Raw genomic sequence first — 16150 nt, 5'->3', positions numbered from 1 at the left:
GTATCCGCCGGCGCGGGATTTCGCCTGCCTCGTACGGGAGTTCGCCATGTCTGTCTCCACCGCTGCCGCCGACCAGTCGGTTTGTGCCCCTCTGCCCGTTCTCGGGCGGGACGTCACCGTTCCGCTCGTCACCGGGGGCGAGGTCAGCTACGCCGCGCTCGACTACGCCGCCAGCGCGCCGGCTCTGCAGCGGGTGTGGGACGACGTCGCCGCGTACGCGCCGTACTACGGCAGCGTCCACCGCGGAGCCGGCTACCTCTCCCAGCTCTCCACCGACCTCTTCGAGAACAGCCGCGTCACCGTCGCCGAGTTCCTCGACTGCCGCCCCGGCGACCAGGTCGTCTTCACCCGCTCCACCACCGACTCGCTCAACCTGCTCGCCGCCGCGCTCCCCGCCAACTGCCAGGTCTTCGTCTTCGAGACCGAGCACCACGCCTCGCTGCTGCCGTGGAGGGACGCCCGCGTCACCTACCTCAACGCGCCGCGCACCCCCGCCCAGGCCGTCGCGACCCTGGAGCGGGCGCTGGCCGACCGCGACCCCTACGGACCGGCGCTGGTCTGCGTCACCGGCGCGTCCAACGTCACCGGTGAGCTGTGGCCGGTGAAGGAACTCGCCGCCGCCGCGCACGCCCACGGCGCCCGGATCGTCCTCGACGCCGCCCAGCTCGCCCCCCACCACCCCGTCTCCGTCAGGGAGTTGGACGTGGACTGGGTCGCCTTCTCCGGGCACAAGCTCTACGCCCCGTTCGGTTCCGGCGTGCTCGCCGGCCGCGCCGACTGGCTCCAGGGCGCCGAGCCGTACCTCGCGGGCGGCGGCGCGTCGAAGAAGGTCGCCCGGCGGACCGACGGGGGAGTCGACGTGGAATGGCACACCACCGCCGCCCGCCACGAGGCCGGCTCCCCGAACGTCATCGGCGTCTACTCCATCGCCTCCGCCTGCAAGGCGCTCACCGAGGCCGGCTTCGACACCCTCGTCGAGCGCGAGCAGCGGCTGATCGCGACGGTCCGGGAGGGCCTCGCCGAGGTTCCCGAGGTCAAGGTGCTCTCGCTCTTCGGCGATCAGGCCCCGCGCGTCGGCGTCATCTCGTTCGTCGTGGAGGGCTGGAACAGTTCCCACTTCGCCGCGGCGCTCTCCGCCGAGTACGGCATCGGTGTCCGGGACGGTCTCTTCTGCGCCCACCCGCTGGTCCGCACCCTGCTGGGCAGCGACCCGCAGCAGATCGGCGAGTGCGGCGCCCCGGAGGCGGAGCCGGGCGAGATCCCCCAGCCTTCGGCCGGGGGGACCCCCATCTCGCTTCGCTCGCTCAACGCCATCCGGGTCAGCTTCGGCGCCGGTACGCCGGACGAGCACGTGGAGCGTTTCGTACGGGCCGTGAAGGAGCTGGTCCGGGACGGCGCGCAGTGGAAGTACCGCACCGAGGACGGCCGCTGCGTCCCGGACCGCGGCTGAGCACCCACTCGTACGGGTGAAGGGGACCTCCCTCAGGAGGCCCCCTTCGTCATGCCGCCGCGGACAGCGCCTAGGACTCCAGGCCGATGGCGAAGGCGGCTTCCAGGTCGTGCTGGGAGTACGTACGGAAGGCGACGTGCGTGTCCGTCGCCTCGACGCCGGGGATCTTGCTGATCCGGCCGGGGATCACGTCGGCCAGGTCGTCGTGCTGCGGCACCCGGACCATGGCGATCAGGTCGTACGTACCGGTCACCGAGAAGACCTCGCTGACGCTGTCGAGCGAGGCGATCGACTCCGCGATCTCGGGGATGCGGTCCACGCTGGTCTTGATGAGCACGATCGCGGTGATCACGGCTGGCTTTCTCCCTCGGTCGCCGCGGCTTGGGCCTTCACTCTAGCCCGCCCGTCTCCCGCCACCACCCTTCCAAGGAAGGGCTGCGCTCAGCCCCTTCCCTCTGTAGCGCCCCCAGGCGTAGAGGAAGCCGACGGTGAAGCCGACCACGTGCGCCAGGTAGGCGACCCCCGGGCCCGGCCCGGCCGTCCGCGCCGCCAGCCACTGCAGCACGAACCAGAAGACGAGCACGATCCAGGCGGGGAAGCGCAGCGGCAGGAAGAAGAGGAACGGGAACAGGCTGGTGACCCGGGAGCGGGGGAAGAGGTAGAGGAACGCGCCGAGGAGCGCCGAGATCGCACCCGAGGCCCCCACGAGCGTCTGCTCGCTGCTCGCGTGGACCGCCGCGTAGCCCAGGAGCGCCAGGTAGCCGCAGCCGAGATAGAAGAAGGCGTATCCGACCGCGCCCATCCGCTCCTCGGCCATCGCGCCGAAGACGTGGAGGAACAGCATGTTGCCGAGCAGATGCAGCCAGCTGCCGTGGACGAAGAGCGCGGTCAGCGGCGTGAGCAGGGCGCGGGTCTCACCGCTCAGCAGCTCGGCCGGTACGACCCCCCAGCGGTGGAAGTAGTCGCTCTGCGCCGCGAGGGCCGCCTCTCCGGTGCCGTGGACCGGGTGGAGACCCGACACCGGGCCGATCAGGAACACGACGCAGCACACGGCGATCAGGCCGTAGGTCACCGTGGGCCCGCTCCGCACGCCGCGCCATGCGCCCAGGGCCGTCTCCCGCCAGTCGATCATGAACAGATCATGGCGTAACGGTGCCTACCTGGACAGAGTGCCTCGCCGCGACATGGGGTACCCGCGAGGCCGTAGGGTTACGGGCAGTACTTCCGCAGTTCGACGGCGCACCGCGGCACCCGCATCCGCTTCACGCACATGAAAGAGGACGGCACGATGACGACGGTTCCCCTGCCGACCGCCGAGACCCGCTGGCGCTGCACGCTCTGCGGCAATCTGACCCGGTTCGACGTGACCCGCTCCTCCAAGGTCGTCGAGTACGTCCATCTGGACCTCGCGGGCGACCCGAAGGTCGAGGAGCGCGAGGTGGTCAGTGAGACCATCGAGTCGGTCCGCTGCCGCTGGTGCAACGCCGTGGATCAGATCGAGCTCGTGGACAGGCCGGGCACCGCATCCTGACGGAGCGGCGCCATTGACGATGGGGTGACGGATCGTGGAGCAGCCCGCGCACGGTGGCGAGCCGGCCGGCGCGGCAGGTGACGCTGCCGAGACGCTCGACCGCCCGCTGCCGGAAGGTGTACGGCGGAGGGTCGTCGCGCTGGTCTCGGACGCCTTCGGCGGACTGACCGTCGCCGAGCTTCCGGCACCCCTGCGGCAGTACGCCCGGTTCACCGCGAGCCGGCGGGCCAAGTTCGCGGGCAACGCCATGGCCGCTGCCCTGGAGAGCGAACCGCTCTTCCGGCAGCGGATCGGCGAGCGGTTCAAGGAGGCCCAGCCCGAGCTGGCGGGGGCCGTCGAGTCCGGCGCTCCGCCCGCCGCCGCCGACCCCGTCGACGTCGCCGCGGCCGCCTACGTCCTGCGCCCGACCGGCTGGGTCAAGCTGGTCGCCGCCGCGGGCGAGGAGGCCCAGCGGGCGGACGCCGAGCGGGCCGACGAGGCCGGCCGGCGCGAGCTGGAGCGGCTGCGTGAAGAGGTCGCCGCCGCCAAGGAGCGCGGCCGCGCGGAGACCGAGCAGCTGCGCACCGATCTGGAGGCGGCCCGCAAGGAAGCGGAATCGCTTCATCGCAAGCTGCGCAGCGCTCTGAGCGATGTGAAGCGCGGCGAGGCGGCCCTGCGTCGCGCCCAGGCCGAGATCGACACCGTGCGGGCGGAGAGTGCCGCCCAGGTCTCGGCCGCCGAGAGCGAGAGTCGGCGGCTCAAGTCCCGGCTCGGCGAGGTCGAGGCCGCCCTGGAGGCCAGCCGCCGGGCCGCCCGCGAGGGGCGCTCGGTGGAGGACATGCGGTTGCGGCTGCTGCTCGACACCGTCCTGGACGCCGCGCAGGGCCTGCGGCGCGAACTCGCCCTGCCGCCCGCCTCCATCCATCCCGCCGACACCGTCGACGCGGTGCAGCCGGGCCGGATGTCGCCGAAGGACATCGCGGCCCGCGCGCTGTCCGAGACGGACCCGGCCCTGCTCGACCAGCTCCTCGCGCTGCCGCAGGCCCATCTCGTCGTGGACGGCTACAACGTCACCAAGACCGGCTACCCGACCATGCCGCTGGAGAAGCAGCGGCTGCGGCTGCTCGGCGGGCTCTCCGCGCTCGCGGCCCGCTCGGGCGCCGAGGTCACCTGCGTCTTCGACGGGGCGGAGCTGGCGGCGCCGGTGCTCCTCGCGCCGCCGCGCGGGGTGCGGGTGCTGTTCTCCAAGCCGGGTGTCACCGCCGACGAGTTGATCCGTCAACTGGTGCGCGCGGAGCCTCCGGGCCGGCCGGTCGTGGTCGTCTCCACCGACCGTGAGGTCGCCGACGGTGTGGCCAAGGCCGGTGCGCGCCCGGTTGCGTCCGCCTTGTTGCTGAAGCGGCTTTCGCGCGTCTCGTGACACCTGGCAACTCCTGGGCGTAATGCCCGAATTCTGGAGGGCGCACGGTCAAGTGCCCATCACTGCCTGTGTGGTGCTTGGAAATAAAGTGGCGGGTGAGCGAGATTTTGCCCGTGAGGATTTGAACTGATCACAACTTGGTCACTAGGGTCAGGCCTCGAACCTTCGCGCGGTTGATCATCCATCCGGGATGACAGCGGAGGTACCGCCTGCCGTAGCCTGGTTGGGCGGCTCGAGGAAGAAGGAGCTCGCCTTCGTGGCGTCCCACCGTCGTCCCAAGCAGCCGAGCCGCACCCGCGTGACCGTGCTCACCGCGACCGCCGCAGCCGCCGTCGCGCTCTCCGCCCAGACCGGTGCCCAGGCGGCTCCGAAGCCGAAGATCGACGACGTGAAGTCGAAGGTCGACAAGCTGCACCACGAGGCCGAGGAGGCCACGGAGCAGTACAACCTGGCCGAGGAGCGGCGCGGCAAGCTGCAGAAGGAGATCGGCGCCCTTCAGGACAAGGTCGCCCGCGGTCAGCAGGAGCTCAACACCCTGCGGGACAACATCGGTTCGGTCGCCAGCGCGCAGTACCGCTCCGGTGGCATCGACCCGGCGATCCAGCTCTTCCTCTCCTCCGACCCGGACACCTACCTCGACAAGGCGTCCGCGATCGACCAGCTCGGCGCCAAGCAGGCCGACGTGCTCCAGTCGATCCAGTCCAAGCAGCGCACCCTCGCCCAGCAGCGCGCCGAGGCGACGACGAAGCTCGCCGACCTCGAGGACGTCCGCAGGACCCTCGGCGAGAAGAAGAAGAAGTTCCAGGGCAAGCTCGCCGAGGCGCAGAAGCTGCTCAACACCCTCACCGCCGCCGAGCGCGCCAAGATGCAGCAGGAAGAGGCGCAGCGCGCCAGCCGGGCCGCGGGCGAACGCTTCGACCTCGGCAACGAGGTCCCGGCCTCGCAGCGTGGCGGCGCCGCCCTCAGCGCCGCCGCCACCCAGATCGGCAAGCCGTACGTCTCCGGCGCCGAGGGCCCCAACTCCTACGACTGCTCCGGCCTCACGCAGTGGGCCTACCGCCAGGCCGGCGTCGGCATCTCGCGCACCACGTACACCCAGCAGAACGACGGCGTGAAGATCGGCCGCAGCCAGCTCAAGCCGGGCGACCTGGTCTTCTTCAACGGCCTGTCCCACGTGGGTCTGTACGCGGGCAACGGCACGATCCTGCACGCCCCCAAGCCGGGCGCCTCGGTCCGCTACGAGTCCATGAGCTACATGGGCACCTTCCAGTTCGGTGTGCGCATCTGACGCCTCCGACGCCCGGGGAGCCTCGGACGCCCCCCGCGGTCTGACGCCCAATCGGGTGGTTTGTCGCATCCTTCGCTGACGTGACGCCCCGCCGGTGACCTGTGGTCTCCGGCGGGGCGTCACTTTGTGTGCCCGGCGCCCTCGTTGGTCGGCGGGTGATCACCGGCTACTGTCTGCCGCTGTCCGCCGAGCCAGTCCGCGGAGAGCCGAGCAGAGCTGAACGGAGCGCGATACGTGGCGTCCCACCGTCGACCCGCGAGGGTCACCGTCCTGACCGCCGCCGCGGCCACCGCGGCCACGGCCTTCGGTGCCGTCCCCGCGAGCGCCGACCCGGCCGGCACGCCCGCCGTCACCCGGGCCACGGTCGACCGGCTCTTCGAGGAGGCCGAACGGGCCACCGAGGGCTACAACAAGGCCGACGAGCGGGCGGACGTACTGCGCAGGTCGGTTTCCCAGGCGCAGGACAGCGTGGCGCGCGGCCAGGAGCGCATCAACCGCATGAGGGGCGCGCTCGGTTCGGTGGCCGGGGCCCAGTACCGCTCCGGGGGCATCGACCCGGCCCTCGCCCTGCTGCTCTCCTCCGACCCCGACTCCTACCTCGACCGGGCCTCGGTCCTCGACCGGGTCGCCACCCGGCAGGGCGTGGAGCTGAGCCGACTCCGGCAGGAGCAGCGGCGGTTGAGCCAGGAGCGGAGCGAGGCCGGCGAACTCCTCGCCGAACTGGAGCGCAGCCGCACGCAGGTCGCCCGGCACAAGCGGACGGTCGAGCGGAAGCTCGCCGAGGCCCGCCGGCTGCTGCAGTCCCTGACCGAGGAGGAGCGGGCGGGCTTCGACCGGGACGCCCGGGCCTCCCGGTCGGGCCGCGACGAGGCCCTGCCGCCGCTCGCCGACCTCGGCCCGGCCTCCTCCCGGGCGGCCGCCGCGGTGATCGCGGCCCGCAGCGCGGTCGGCCGGCCCTACGTCTGGGGCGCGACGGGCCCCTCCGCCTTCGACTGCTCGGGCCTGATGGTCTGGTCGTACCGGCAGGCCGGGGTCAGCCTGCCGCGGACCTCCTCGGCGCAGCGGTACGCGGGACGCCGGGTGCCGCTCTCCCAGGCGCAGCCCGGTGATCTCGTGACGTACCGCAGCGACGCCAGCCATGTCGGGATCTACGCGGGCAACGGGCAGGTGATCCACGCCCCCTACCCCGGGGCGCGGGTGCGCTACGACCCGGTCGGGATGATGTCCCACGTGACGGTGACGCGGGTCTGACCGTAGGGCCGCCCGCACACCTGCCCGTACGATCGGAGCGTGGCGGGTCAGGGGCGGGAAGCGGCGGGGATGCTCCCCAGGGCGGCGGTCTGCCTGCTCACCGGCCTGCTGCTCCTCGTCGGATGCGCGTCCCCCGAGCCCTCGGATCCGGCTCCTCGGCAGATCCAGACGCTGCTCGACCGGCACGCGAGGGCGGTCCTGGCCCGGGACCCGGCGGCGTACGCGGTCGACCTCGACCCCGCGCTCGCCCCGGCCGCGCTGCGGGAGTTCGAGCATCTGGCCGAGGTGCCGCTCGGTGCGTGGGGCTACCGGCTGAAGGACGTCGACCGGTCCGGCGAGGGCCGGGCCACGGCCCGCGCGGAGCTGAGCTACGAGATCCGCGGCTACGACTCCGCTCCCGTCACGACGGAGCGCGTCCTGGAGCTGACCGAGCGGGACGGCCGGTGGTACGTGACCGCCGACCGGCCCGCCGAGGGCGCCGCACAGCAGCTGTGGCAGCAGGGCGACGTGGAAGCGGTACGGGGGGAGCGCAGCCTCGTCCTCGGCGTCGGGCAGTCGCCGGAGCGGCTCAAGGGGATCGCGGCGGCGGCCGACCGGGCGGTGCCCGCGGTCTCGGCCGCCTGGCCGGAGAAGTGGACGGGCCGGGTGGTGGTGCTGGTGCCCGCGTCGCTGGACGCCATGGGCGGACTGCTGGGGGCGCCCGCGGCCTCGTACCGGGGCATCGCCGCCGTCACGACCGGCGAGGTGCGCGGCGGGCCGGACGCGCCCGCGGACCGCGTGATCGTCAACCCCGAGGCCTACGGGGTGCTCGGCGACTTCGGTCAGCAGGTCGTCCTCACCCATGAGACGACCCATGTGGCCACCCGCGCCGACACCTCCCCGGCCACTCCGGTCTGGCTCTCCGAGGGCTTCGCCGACTGGGTCGCGTACCGGGGCAGCGGCCGCACGGCCGCTCAGGCGGCCCCGGAACTGCGCCGGGCGGTGCGCGCGGGCGACCTGCCGGCCGGGCTCCCCGGCGACGAGGCCTTCGCCTTCGGCGGGGACGCGGACGCCCTGGCGCGGGCGTACGAGGGCGGCTGGCTGGCCTGCGAGCTGATCGCGCAGCGCTGGGGCGAGGCGAAGCTGATCGCCTTCTACCGCGCGGTGGGGGCCCACCCGGGGCGGGCGGGCGCGGTGGAGAAGGCCCTGCACGAGGTGCTCGACACGACGCCGGAGGACTTCACCACGCGATGGCGCGCCTACCTCGGCGAGCGCCTGACCTGAGCCGCCGCCGCCGAGCCGCAGCCGCCGCCCCGGGGGTGACGCTCAGGCGGGGCCCGGGGGTGCGTCGCTCTCCAGCTCGCGCAGGGCCTCCGTCAGCCACTGCTTCTCCGCCGTGCCCGTCGCCCGGGCGATCCGGAGCATGCCCCGGCGGAAGAGGTCCGGTTCGTCCTCCGCGCGGACCGGAGCGCCGTTCTCGTAGAAGAAGCTGGCCGGCGTGTTCAGGAAGGCCTGCCGTCGGCGCAGGACCGCCGCCTGCTCCGCGCGGTCCGGGAGGAGCCCCAGGAAGGCGAGCAGGACGAAGAAGCGCTGGCCGTCGGTGATCTCCGCGTCCTTCGGGTCGCGGAGGCGGGCGAGCAGCTCCGCGCGGCCGTCGGCGGTCAGCGAGAGCGTCCGCCGGGGAGCCGCGCTGGTCCCCGGTTCGGTACGGCGTTCCAGCAGGCCCGCCTTCACCATGCGGGTGATCGCCGGGTAGAGCGCCCCGTCGCTGACCGGGCGGACATGGCCGCTCAGCCCCTGGATGCGGTCCTTCAACTCGTAGCCGTGCAGCGGCCTTTCGTGGAGAAAGCCGAGGATCGTCAGCTCCAGCACGCTGCCCCCTCTCTCTCGCTTGTCCCGGACCCGCTCGACATGCTACCTCTTTTCGAGGTGCCTCGAATCGAGGTATCTCGTTCGAGGGGGCTGCCATGACACACCGACGACCACTGATCCGGCTCGCGTACCCGGTCTACTGCGAACTGCTCGCCTCGGTCGCCGCCGGGATCATCAACATGATCTGGGTCGGGCGCCTCGGCGGGGCCGCCGTCGCCGCCGTCGCCGTCGCCACCAACGTCGAGAACCTGCTCCTCGGCATCGTCCTCATGGCCGCCTCCGGAACCACCGTCCTCGTCGCCCGCGCCCGCGGCGCCGAGGACCCCGGCGCCGTACGCGCGGCCGTCCGCGGCGGCCGGGCGCTCTGCGCCCTGCTCGTCCCGCCCGTCGCGATCGGCGGCTACCTGCTGCGCGAACCCCTCGCCCGGCTCGTGCTCGGCGCCGCGGACACCCCCGCCGTCGCCCTCGCCACCGCCTACTTCGCGATCTCGCTCCCGGGCACGGCCGTCTTCTTCGCCACCACCGTCGTCGACGGCGTCCTCAAGGGGGCGGGCGACACCCGCACCCCCATGCGCCTCGCCTTCCTCGCCAACGGCCTGATCCTGGTCCTGGACCCGCTGCTCATCCACGCCCGGGGGGTGGAGGGCGCCGCCCTCGCCACCGTCGTCGGCCGTACCGTCGCCCTCGCCGCCGGACTGCTCGCGCTGCGCCGCGATCCGCTGCTCCGGGCCGCCCGCACCGCGCGTCCCGCCGAGGGGACGCTCACCGCCCTGCGCCGCACCGCGGCCACCGGACTGCCCATGTCCGTCGACTTCGTCGTCCGGATGGCCGGGGCCCTCGCCCTCGTCGCCGTGGTGGCCCGGCTCGGCGTGACCCAGGTCGCCGCCTACGGCATCGCCACCAAGGCCATGTACGTCGCGACCATGGCGTTCTACGCCGTGCGCCAGGCCGCCGCCATCCACACCGCCCATCTGCTCGGGGCGGGCCACGACGAACGCCGGGCCGTCGGCCGGCAGGCGCTGCTCCTCGGGGGAGCCCTCGGCGCGGTCGCCGCCGGCCTGCTGCTGTGCACCGCCGACCTCGTCATGCGCGGCTTCGGCGCGGCCCCGGACGTGGCCGCCGCCGGAGCCCTCTACCTGCGCTGCCTGGGGCCCTATCTGGTGCTGATGGCCGGATTCATCGCCCTCGCCGGGGTGTTCGAGGGCAGCGGCGGCAGCCCGCGGCTCGCCAGGATCACCGTCGTCGGCGTCCTGGCCCAGCTCCCGCTCGCCCACGCCTTCTCCGGCCTGGGACTGCCCGGGATCTGCCTGGCCATGGGCCTCGCCATGGCGGGGCAGTGCGCGGCCCTGGGCCTGCTGCACCGCCGCACGCCCGGCGCTCAGACGACCGGCAGACTCCTCGCACGCTCCGGCTGAACCGGCACCACCGCGGCCGCCGCCGACCGCGGCTCCGTCACCGTCCGCTGCCACAGGGCACGGCAGGCGGAGATCGAAGCGGCCACCAGCAGACCGTTCCTGACGAGCAGCAGCGCGATGCCGAGCGGATCGCTGTCCGTCACATGCGAGAACCACACCGGGAACTCGAACTGCGTCACCGCCGTCGCCCACACCACGAGGTGGGCCGGCCGGCGCATCGGGCTCGCCCGGTAGGCGAGACACACGGCGGCCAGACCGACCAGCCAGATCATGTACTGGGGGCTGATCACCCGGCTCGTGGTGGTGAACAGCAGCACCGCCACGAACGCCGCGTCCGCCGGCGTCGTCTTCGAGAAGACGCGGGCCCGGATCCGCCACAGCAGCAGCCAGCCGAAGGCGGCCAGGGTCAGAGCCATCGCCGCGGTGGACACGGTGGAGACGTACGGGCCGAGGAACTCGATCGACCCGTAGTTCATCCGCACCTCGCCCTGCCAGCCGAAGTGCCGGGCCACATGGAAGACCAGCGCGCCCAGCGACTCGACCTCGGTGCCCCGGTCGCGCTGGAAGCCGAGGAAGGCCAGTGCCCCCGGCGCCGCGATCGTGCACAGCAGGAGCAGCCCGGCGGCCGCGCCGGCCGCCGTCGACCAGGAGCGGAAGGTGGCGCGCCCGCGCGCCGTGCCCGCGAGCAGCAGCACCGGCCAGACCTTCAGCATCGCGCCGAACCCGGCCAGGGCGCCGAGCGCGCGCGGGCGGCTCAGACCGGCCAGCAGGGCGGCCACGGCGACCGCGGTGACCATCAGGTCGTACCGGGCGTACGCGGTCGGCCCCAGCAGCGGCACACCCGCGATCCAGATCCAGGCACCGCGAGACGAACGCCCCGGGCGCTTGCCCGCGTACCGCAGCAGCCCGAAGACGAGCGCGTCGCACAGGAAGGAGAGGACGAAGAAGGCCGCGGAGTAACCGAGGAACGGCAGCAGGGCCGGGGCGAGGACCGCCAGCGCGGCGACCGGCGGGTACTGCCAGGTCACGTCGTCCAGCGGATACGTGCCGGTCTTCAGGACCTCGAACCAGCCCTGGTAGATCTGCTCGATGTCACTCGTGACATCGGGGCCGGGGATGGTGACGACCTTGAAGACACACAGCAGGAGCACGATCCGGGTGAGGCCCCACAGAAGGAGCGGATTTCGCCTCGCGTGCTCGGCAGCCGTACCCAGTACGCCCGTCATTCCTACCTCGTCCATCTCTGTCGGTCCGTCGGCCCGTCGTCCGCGGAGGGTGGTGTTGCCGGGCGGGGGGTGCGGTCACGTAGATTCGGCGACGATGCACAAGACCCTGATCGTAACCAACGACTTCCCGCCACGTCCCGGCGGAATCCAGGCGTTCCTGCACAACATGGCGCTGCGCCTGGACCCCGACCGGATCGTCGTCTACGCCTCCACCTGGAAGCGCGGCCGGGAGGGGATCGAGGCGACCGCCGCGTTCGACGCGGAGCAGCCCTTCGCGGTCGTGCGCGACCGCACGACCATGCTGCTGCCGACTCCTCGGGTCACCGCGCGGGCGGCCGGGCTGCTCCGCGAGCACGGCTGCGAGTCGGTCTGGTTCGGGGCGGCGGCGCCACTCGGCCTGATGGCGCCCGCACTGCGCGCGGCCGGGGCGCGGCGCCTGGTGGCGACCACGCACGGCCATGAGGCGGGCTGGGCGCAACTGCCCGCCTCCCGGCAGCTGTTGCGGCGGATCGGCGAGGGTACGGACACCCTCACGTACCTCGGCGAGTACACGCGCTCGCGGATCGCGGCCGCGCTGACACCGGCCGCGGCGGGGCGGATGACACAGCTCCCGCCGGGCGTGGACGAGAAGACCTTCCACCCGGGATCGGGCGGCGAGGCGGTACGCGAACGGCTCGGGCTGAGCGACCGGCCCGTGGTCGTGTGCGTCTCCCGGCTCGTCCCCCGCAAGGGCCAGGACACCCTGATCCGCGCCATGCCGGCGATCCTGCGGCGGGTCCCGGACGCGGTGCTGCTGATCGTCGGGGGCGGCCCCTACGAGAAGGACCTGCGGCGCCTGGCGGCGACGACCGGAGTGGCCGAATCCGTACGTTTCACGGGCGCGGTGCCGTGGGAGGAACTGCCGGCCCACTACGGCGCCGGAGACGTCTTCGCCATGCCCTGCCGCACGCGCCGGGGCGGCCTCGACGTCGAGGGCCTCGGCATCGTCTACCTGGAGGCCTCGGCCACCGGGCTCCCGGTCGTCGCCGGCGACTCGGGCGGCGCACCGGACGCGGTCCTGGACGGCGAGACGGGCTGGGTCGTGCGCGGCGGAGTCCCCGAGGACTCGGCGGACCGGATCGCGACCCTGCTCCTCGACCCCGAGCTCCGCCGACGCATGGGCGAGCGGGGCCGGGCCTGGGTCGAGGAGCGCTGGCGCTGGGACCTGCTCGCCGAGCGCCTCAGGGAACTCCTGTAGCCCGCATGGAGCCCGCACGCAGGACGCCCCCCGGTCCCACCCCGTCATGGGGTGGGCCGGGGGGCGTCCCGCGTTCGGGTCAGCCCCGGTAGATCGCCTCGATCTCGTCCGCGAAGTCCTTCGCCACCACATTGCGCTTGAGCTTCAGCGAGGGCGTGATGTGGCCGGCCTCCTCGGTGAACTGGGAGTTCAGGATCCGGAACTTCCGTACCGACTCCGCCTTGGACACCGCCGCGTTGCCGTCGTCCACCGCCCGCTGCACCTCGGCGAGCAGCTCCGAGTCCTCGCGCAGCGACGCCGCCGTCGAGCCCGCCGGCTTGCCGTGCTCCGCGGCCCAGCGGCCCAGGAACTCCTCGTCCAGGGTGACCAGCGCGCCGACGAACGGCCGACCGTCGCCCACCACCATGCACTCCGCGACCAGCGCGTGCGCCCGGATCCGGTCCTCGATGACCGCCGGGGCGACGTTCTTGCCGCCGGCCGTCACCAGGATCTCCTTCTTCCGGCCGGTGATCGCGAGGTAGCCGTCCTCGTCCAGCGTGCCGATGTCACCGGTGTGGAACCAGCCGTCGGCCAGCGCCTCCGCCGTCGCGGTCTCGTTCTTCCAGTAACCGGTGAAGATGTGCTCGCCGTGCAGCAGTACCTCGCCGTCGTCGGCGATCCGCACCACCGAGCCCGGCAGCGGCTGCCCGACCGTGCCGATCTTCTGCCGGTCCCACGGGTTGAACGCCGTCGCCGCGCAGGACTCCGTCAGGCCGTACCCCTCGAGCACCGTGAAGCCGATGCCGCGGAAGAAGTGGCCCAGTCGCTCGCCCAGCGGCGCGCCGCCCGAGATCGCGTACTCGCCGCGCCCGCCCAGGACCGCGCGCAGCTTGGAGAAGACCAGCTTGTCGAAGACCTTGTGCTTGATCCTCAGCCCCAGGGACGGGCCCTGCGGGCTGCCGATCGCCCGGCTGTACGCGATCGCCGTGTGCGCCGCCTTGTCGAAGATCTTGCCCTTGCCGTCCGCCTGCGCCTTCGCCCGCGCCGAGTTGTAGACCTTCTCGAAGACGCGCGGCACACCGAGGATCAGCGTCGGCCGGAAAGAGGCCAGCTCATCGGTGAGGTTCTTGATGTCCGGCACACAGCCGAGCTTGATCGGCGCCATCACGGAGGCGACCTCGACCAGCCGGCCGAAGACATGGGCGGCGGGCAGGAAGAGCAGGACCGAGCACTCGCCCGTACGGAACAGCGGCTTGAGGCGTTCCACGACGTTGCCGCACTCGGCGAAGAACGCCCGGTGCGTCAGCACACAGCCCTTGGGGCGGCCGGTGGTGCCGGAGGTGTAGACGATCGTCGCCGGGTCGTCCGCGTGCGCCGACGACATCCGCTCGTCCAGCAGCTCGTCGGAGACGTCCGCGCCGGTCGCGGTCAGCCGGGCGACCGCGTCGGCCTCGATCTGCCAGACGCCCTTGAGCTCCGGCAGGTTCGCCCGGACCGACTCCACCGACTCCTGGTGCGCCGCCGACTCGACGAGGACGAGCGAGGCGCCCGAGTCGCCGAGGATCCACTGGATCTGCTCCGGCGAGCTCGTCTCGTACACCGGCACGGTGACCGCGCCCGCGCTCCAGATCGCGAAGTCGAGGAGCACCCACTCGTAACGGGTCCGCGACAGCAGCGCCACCCGGTCTCCCGGCTCGACACCGGCGGCGATCAGCCCCTTCGCGACCCCGCGGACCTCGGCGAGGAACTGCTGGGCGGTGACGTCCGTCCAGACGCCGGCCACCTTGCGCCCCATCACGGCGACATCTGGGTGCTGAGACGCGTTACGGCGGATGAGATCCGTCAGATTGCCGTCCGTGGGGACCTCGTACAGGGCCGGAAGGCTGAACTCGCGCAAGACTGCTGCTCCTCATCGGGCGCCGGCGCCACGGCTCTGTGTGATGCACCGGTGCGGTCCAAGATCGGGCAGGTGCTCAGTGGGGGTGAGCACGACTGGACTGCCCGGACGTTACCCACCAGTACTCGGTTCCCGATAGGGGGTCCTGGTCAGATGTTCGGTGCGTCACACACGCATGGCGGTGCTTCGCGCACAGTAATCCACAGCTTCACGGACTCGGAAGTAACCGCAGGTCCGACGCCCTAGGCTGAGCCGCATGAGGATCAACGTGGTCAGCGACGTGCACGGCAACACCGGCGCCCTCGCCAAGGCGGGGCAAGGTGCGGACGCCCTCATCTGCCTGGGTGACCTGGTGCTCTTCCTCGACTACGCCGACCACAGCCGAGGCATCTTCCCCGACCTCTTCGGCGTCGAGAACGCCGACCTCATCGTCGAACTGCGCACCGCCCGCCGCTTCGACGACGCCCGCGAGCTGGGCCGACGGCTCTGGTCCGAGCTGGAGGTCGACCGGGACACGGCCATCGAGTCCGCCGTACGGCGCCAGTACCAGGAGCTCTTCGCGGCCTTCCCGACCCCCACCTACGCCACCTACGGGAACGTCGACATCCCCAGCCTCTGGCCGGAGTACGCCGGGCCGGGCACCACCGTCCTCGACGGGGAGCGGATCGAGATCGGGGGCCGCGTCTTCGGCTTCGTGGGCGGCGGCCTGCGCACGCCCATGCGGACTCCGTACGAGATCTCCGACGAGGAGTACGCCGCGAAGGTCGAGGCGCTCGGCGAGGTCGACGTGCTGTGCAGCCACATCCCGCCCGACGTGCCGGAGCTGACCTACGACACGGTGGCACGGCGCTTCGAGCGCGGCAGCCGGGCCCTGCTCGACGCGATCCGGCGCACCCGGCCGCGGTACGCGCTCTTCGGCCATGTCCACCAGCCCCTGGCGCGGCGGATGCGCGTCGCCGCGACCGAGTGCGTCAACGTGGGGCACTTCGCGTCGACGGGGCGGCCCTGGGCGCTGGAGTGGTGAGCGGTGCGGGGCGGCCCCCGGGGGCGCGATAGCCTTCGGGTCGGCACGTTCGTGCCCTTCGACTTCCGCCGGACCGCACAGTGGAGGAGCCACCGCGATGGCCGAACACACCAGCTCGAGCATCACCATCGAGGCGGCGCCGGCCGACGTCATGGGTGTGATCGCCGACTTCGCCCGCTACCCGGAGTGGACGGGCGAGGTGAAGGAGGCCGAGGTCCTGGCGACGGACGCGGCCGGCCGCGCGGAGAAGGTCCGGCTGCTGCTCGACGCGGGCGCCATCAAGGACGACCACACCCTCGCGTACACCTGGACCGGCGACAACGAGGTCTCCTGGACGCTGGTCAAGTCCCAGATGCTGCGCGCGCTGGACGGCTCCTACCGTCTGACCCCGGCGGGCGGCGACCGCACCGAGGTGACGTACCAGCTGACGGTCGACGTCAAGATCCCCATGCTGGGCATGATCAAGCGCAAGGCCGAGAAGGTCATCATCGACCGCGCGCTGGCGGGCCTGAAGAAGCGCGTGGAGTCGGGGGCGTAGGTCCTCGCGGCGTGCGGGGCGGGCAGGGCTCCAGGGCCCGGCCCGTACGGCACCGGTAACGTTC

Annotated in this window: 14 protein-coding genes and 1 pseudogene; 10 read left to right on the top strand and 5 right to left on the bottom strand. The window is 72.5% G+C overall.

What is annotated here, in order from left to right; genetic code table 11:
- The first annotated feature begins 46 nt into the window (after window positions 1–46).
- On the top strand, window positions 47–1450 hold the full coding sequence (locus tag J7E93_RS10220) for an aminotransferase class V-fold PLP-dependent enzyme (protein ID WP_215067607.1): 1404 nt from the start codon (window positions 47–49) through the stop codon (window positions 1448–1450).
- Between the two features lie 70 nt (window positions 1451–1520).
- Here J7E93_RS10220 and J7E93_RS10215 read toward each other — a convergent pair whose 3' ends face one another.
- A complete protein-coding gene (locus J7E93_RS10215) occupies window positions 1521–1802 on the bottom strand; it encodes an Lrp/AsnC family transcriptional regulator (protein WP_215067605.1) in 282 nt (93 codons plus the stop codon).
- Window positions 1799–2582 (bottom strand): annotated as a pseudogene (locus J7E93_RS10210) (rhomboid family intramembrane serine protease). Before J7E93_RS10210 ends, J7E93_RS10215 begins: the two are co-directional and overlap by 4 nt.
- A gap of 156 nt (window positions 2583–2738) precedes the next feature.
- Between J7E93_RS10210 and J7E93_RS10205 the strand changes: the two are divergent.
- The 5 genes from J7E93_RS10205 to J7E93_RS10185 all read left to right on the top strand — a co-directional run bounded on the left by J7E93_RS10205 (window position 2739) and on the right by J7E93_RS10185 (window position 8182).
- On the top strand, window positions 2739–2981 hold the full coding sequence (locus J7E93_RS10205) for a hypothetical protein (RefSeq protein WP_158986593.1): 243 nt from the start codon (window positions 2739–2741) through the stop codon (window positions 2979–2981).
- A gap of 34 nt (window positions 2982–3015) precedes the next feature.
- Window positions 3016–4380 carry an NYN domain-containing protein gene (locus J7E93_RS10200; RefSeq protein ID WP_215067603.1) on the top strand — a complete coding sequence of 455 codons (1365 nt, stop codon included), beginning with the start codon at window positions 3016–3018 and terminating at the stop codon, window positions 4378–4380.
- A 256-nt stretch (window positions 4381–4636) separates the two neighbouring features.
- Complete coding sequence (locus tag J7E93_RS10195; protein WP_215067601.1) at window positions 4637–5668, top strand: C40 family peptidase; 1032 nt, start codon at window positions 4637–4639, stop codon at window positions 5666–5668.
- Between the two features lie 234 nt (window positions 5669–5902).
- Complete coding sequence (locus J7E93_RS10190) at window positions 5903–6919, top strand: NlpC/P60 family protein (RefSeq protein ID WP_215067599.1); 1017 nt, start codon at window positions 5903–5905, stop codon at window positions 6917–6919.
- 39 nt (window positions 6920–6958) lie between these two features.
- Window positions 6959–8182 carry a hypothetical protein gene (locus J7E93_RS10185; RefSeq protein WP_374105367.1) on the top strand — a complete coding sequence of 408 codons (1224 nt, stop codon included), beginning with the start codon at window positions 6959–6961 and terminating at the stop codon, window positions 8180–8182.
- A 42-nt stretch (window positions 8183–8224) separates the two neighbouring features.
- Here J7E93_RS10185 and J7E93_RS10180 read toward each other — a convergent pair whose 3' ends face one another.
- The gene (locus J7E93_RS10180) at window positions 8225–8770 is read right to left on the bottom strand and encodes a PadR family transcriptional regulator (RefSeq protein WP_215067597.1); all 546 of its coding nucleotides are present in this window, start codon (window positions 8768–8770) and stop codon (window positions 8225–8227) included.
- A 95-nt stretch (window positions 8771–8865) separates the two neighbouring features.
- Between J7E93_RS10180 and J7E93_RS10175 the strand changes: the two genes are divergently transcribed.
- Complete coding sequence (locus J7E93_RS10175) at window positions 8866–10185, top strand: MATE family efflux transporter (protein WP_215067595.1); 1320 nt, start codon at window positions 8866–8868, stop codon at window positions 10183–10185.
- Here J7E93_RS10175 and J7E93_RS10170 read toward each other — a convergent pair.
- Complete coding sequence (locus tag J7E93_RS10170) at window positions 10149–11411, bottom strand: glycosyltransferase 87 family protein (RefSeq protein WP_215067642.1); 1263 nt, start codon at window positions 11409–11411, stop codon at window positions 10149–10151. The two genes, J7E93_RS10175 and J7E93_RS10170, sit on opposite strands and share 37 nt — an antisense overlap.
- 94 nt (window positions 11412–11505) lie before the next feature.
- On the opposite strand from J7E93_RS10170, the gene J7E93_RS10165 reads away from it, so the two are divergent.
- Complete coding sequence (locus J7E93_RS10165; protein WP_215067594.1) at window positions 11506–12648, top strand: glycosyltransferase family 4 protein; 1143 nt, start codon at window positions 11506–11508, stop codon at window positions 12646–12648.
- Between the two features lie 79 nt (window positions 12649–12727).
- Here the strand turns inward: J7E93_RS10165 and J7E93_RS10160 are convergent, their stop codons facing one another.
- On the bottom strand, window positions 12728–14524 hold the full coding sequence (locus J7E93_RS10160) for a long-chain fatty acid--CoA ligase (RefSeq protein ID WP_215067592.1): 1797 nt from the start codon (window positions 14522–14524) through the stop codon (window positions 12728–12730).
- 268 nt (window positions 14525–14792) lie between these two features.
- Here J7E93_RS10160 and J7E93_RS10155 point away from each other — a divergent pair, with 268 nt between their 5' ends.
- Together J7E93_RS10155 and J7E93_RS10150 are read left to right on the top strand one after the other, a co-directional pair.
- Window positions 14793–15548, top strand: coding sequence for a metallophosphoesterase (locus J7E93_RS10155; protein ID WP_215067640.1), 756 nt, complete (start codon window positions 14793–14795; stop codon window positions 15546–15548).
- A 97-nt stretch (window positions 15549–15645) separates the two neighbouring features.
- Entirely contained in the window at window positions 15646–16086 is a 441-nt protein-coding gene (locus J7E93_RS10150) for an SRPBCC family protein (RefSeq protein ID WP_215067590.1), read from the top strand.
- Window positions 16087–16150 lie beyond the last annotated feature (64 nt).

It is taken from the genome of Streptomyces sp. ISL-36, assembly GCF_018614205.1.
Lineage (GTDB): Bacteria > Actinomycetota > Actinomycetes > Streptomycetales > Streptomycetaceae > Streptomyces.
The sequence above is the reverse complement of the archived record's forward strand: the minus strand, read 5'-3'. Positions and strand labels throughout refer to the sequence as shown.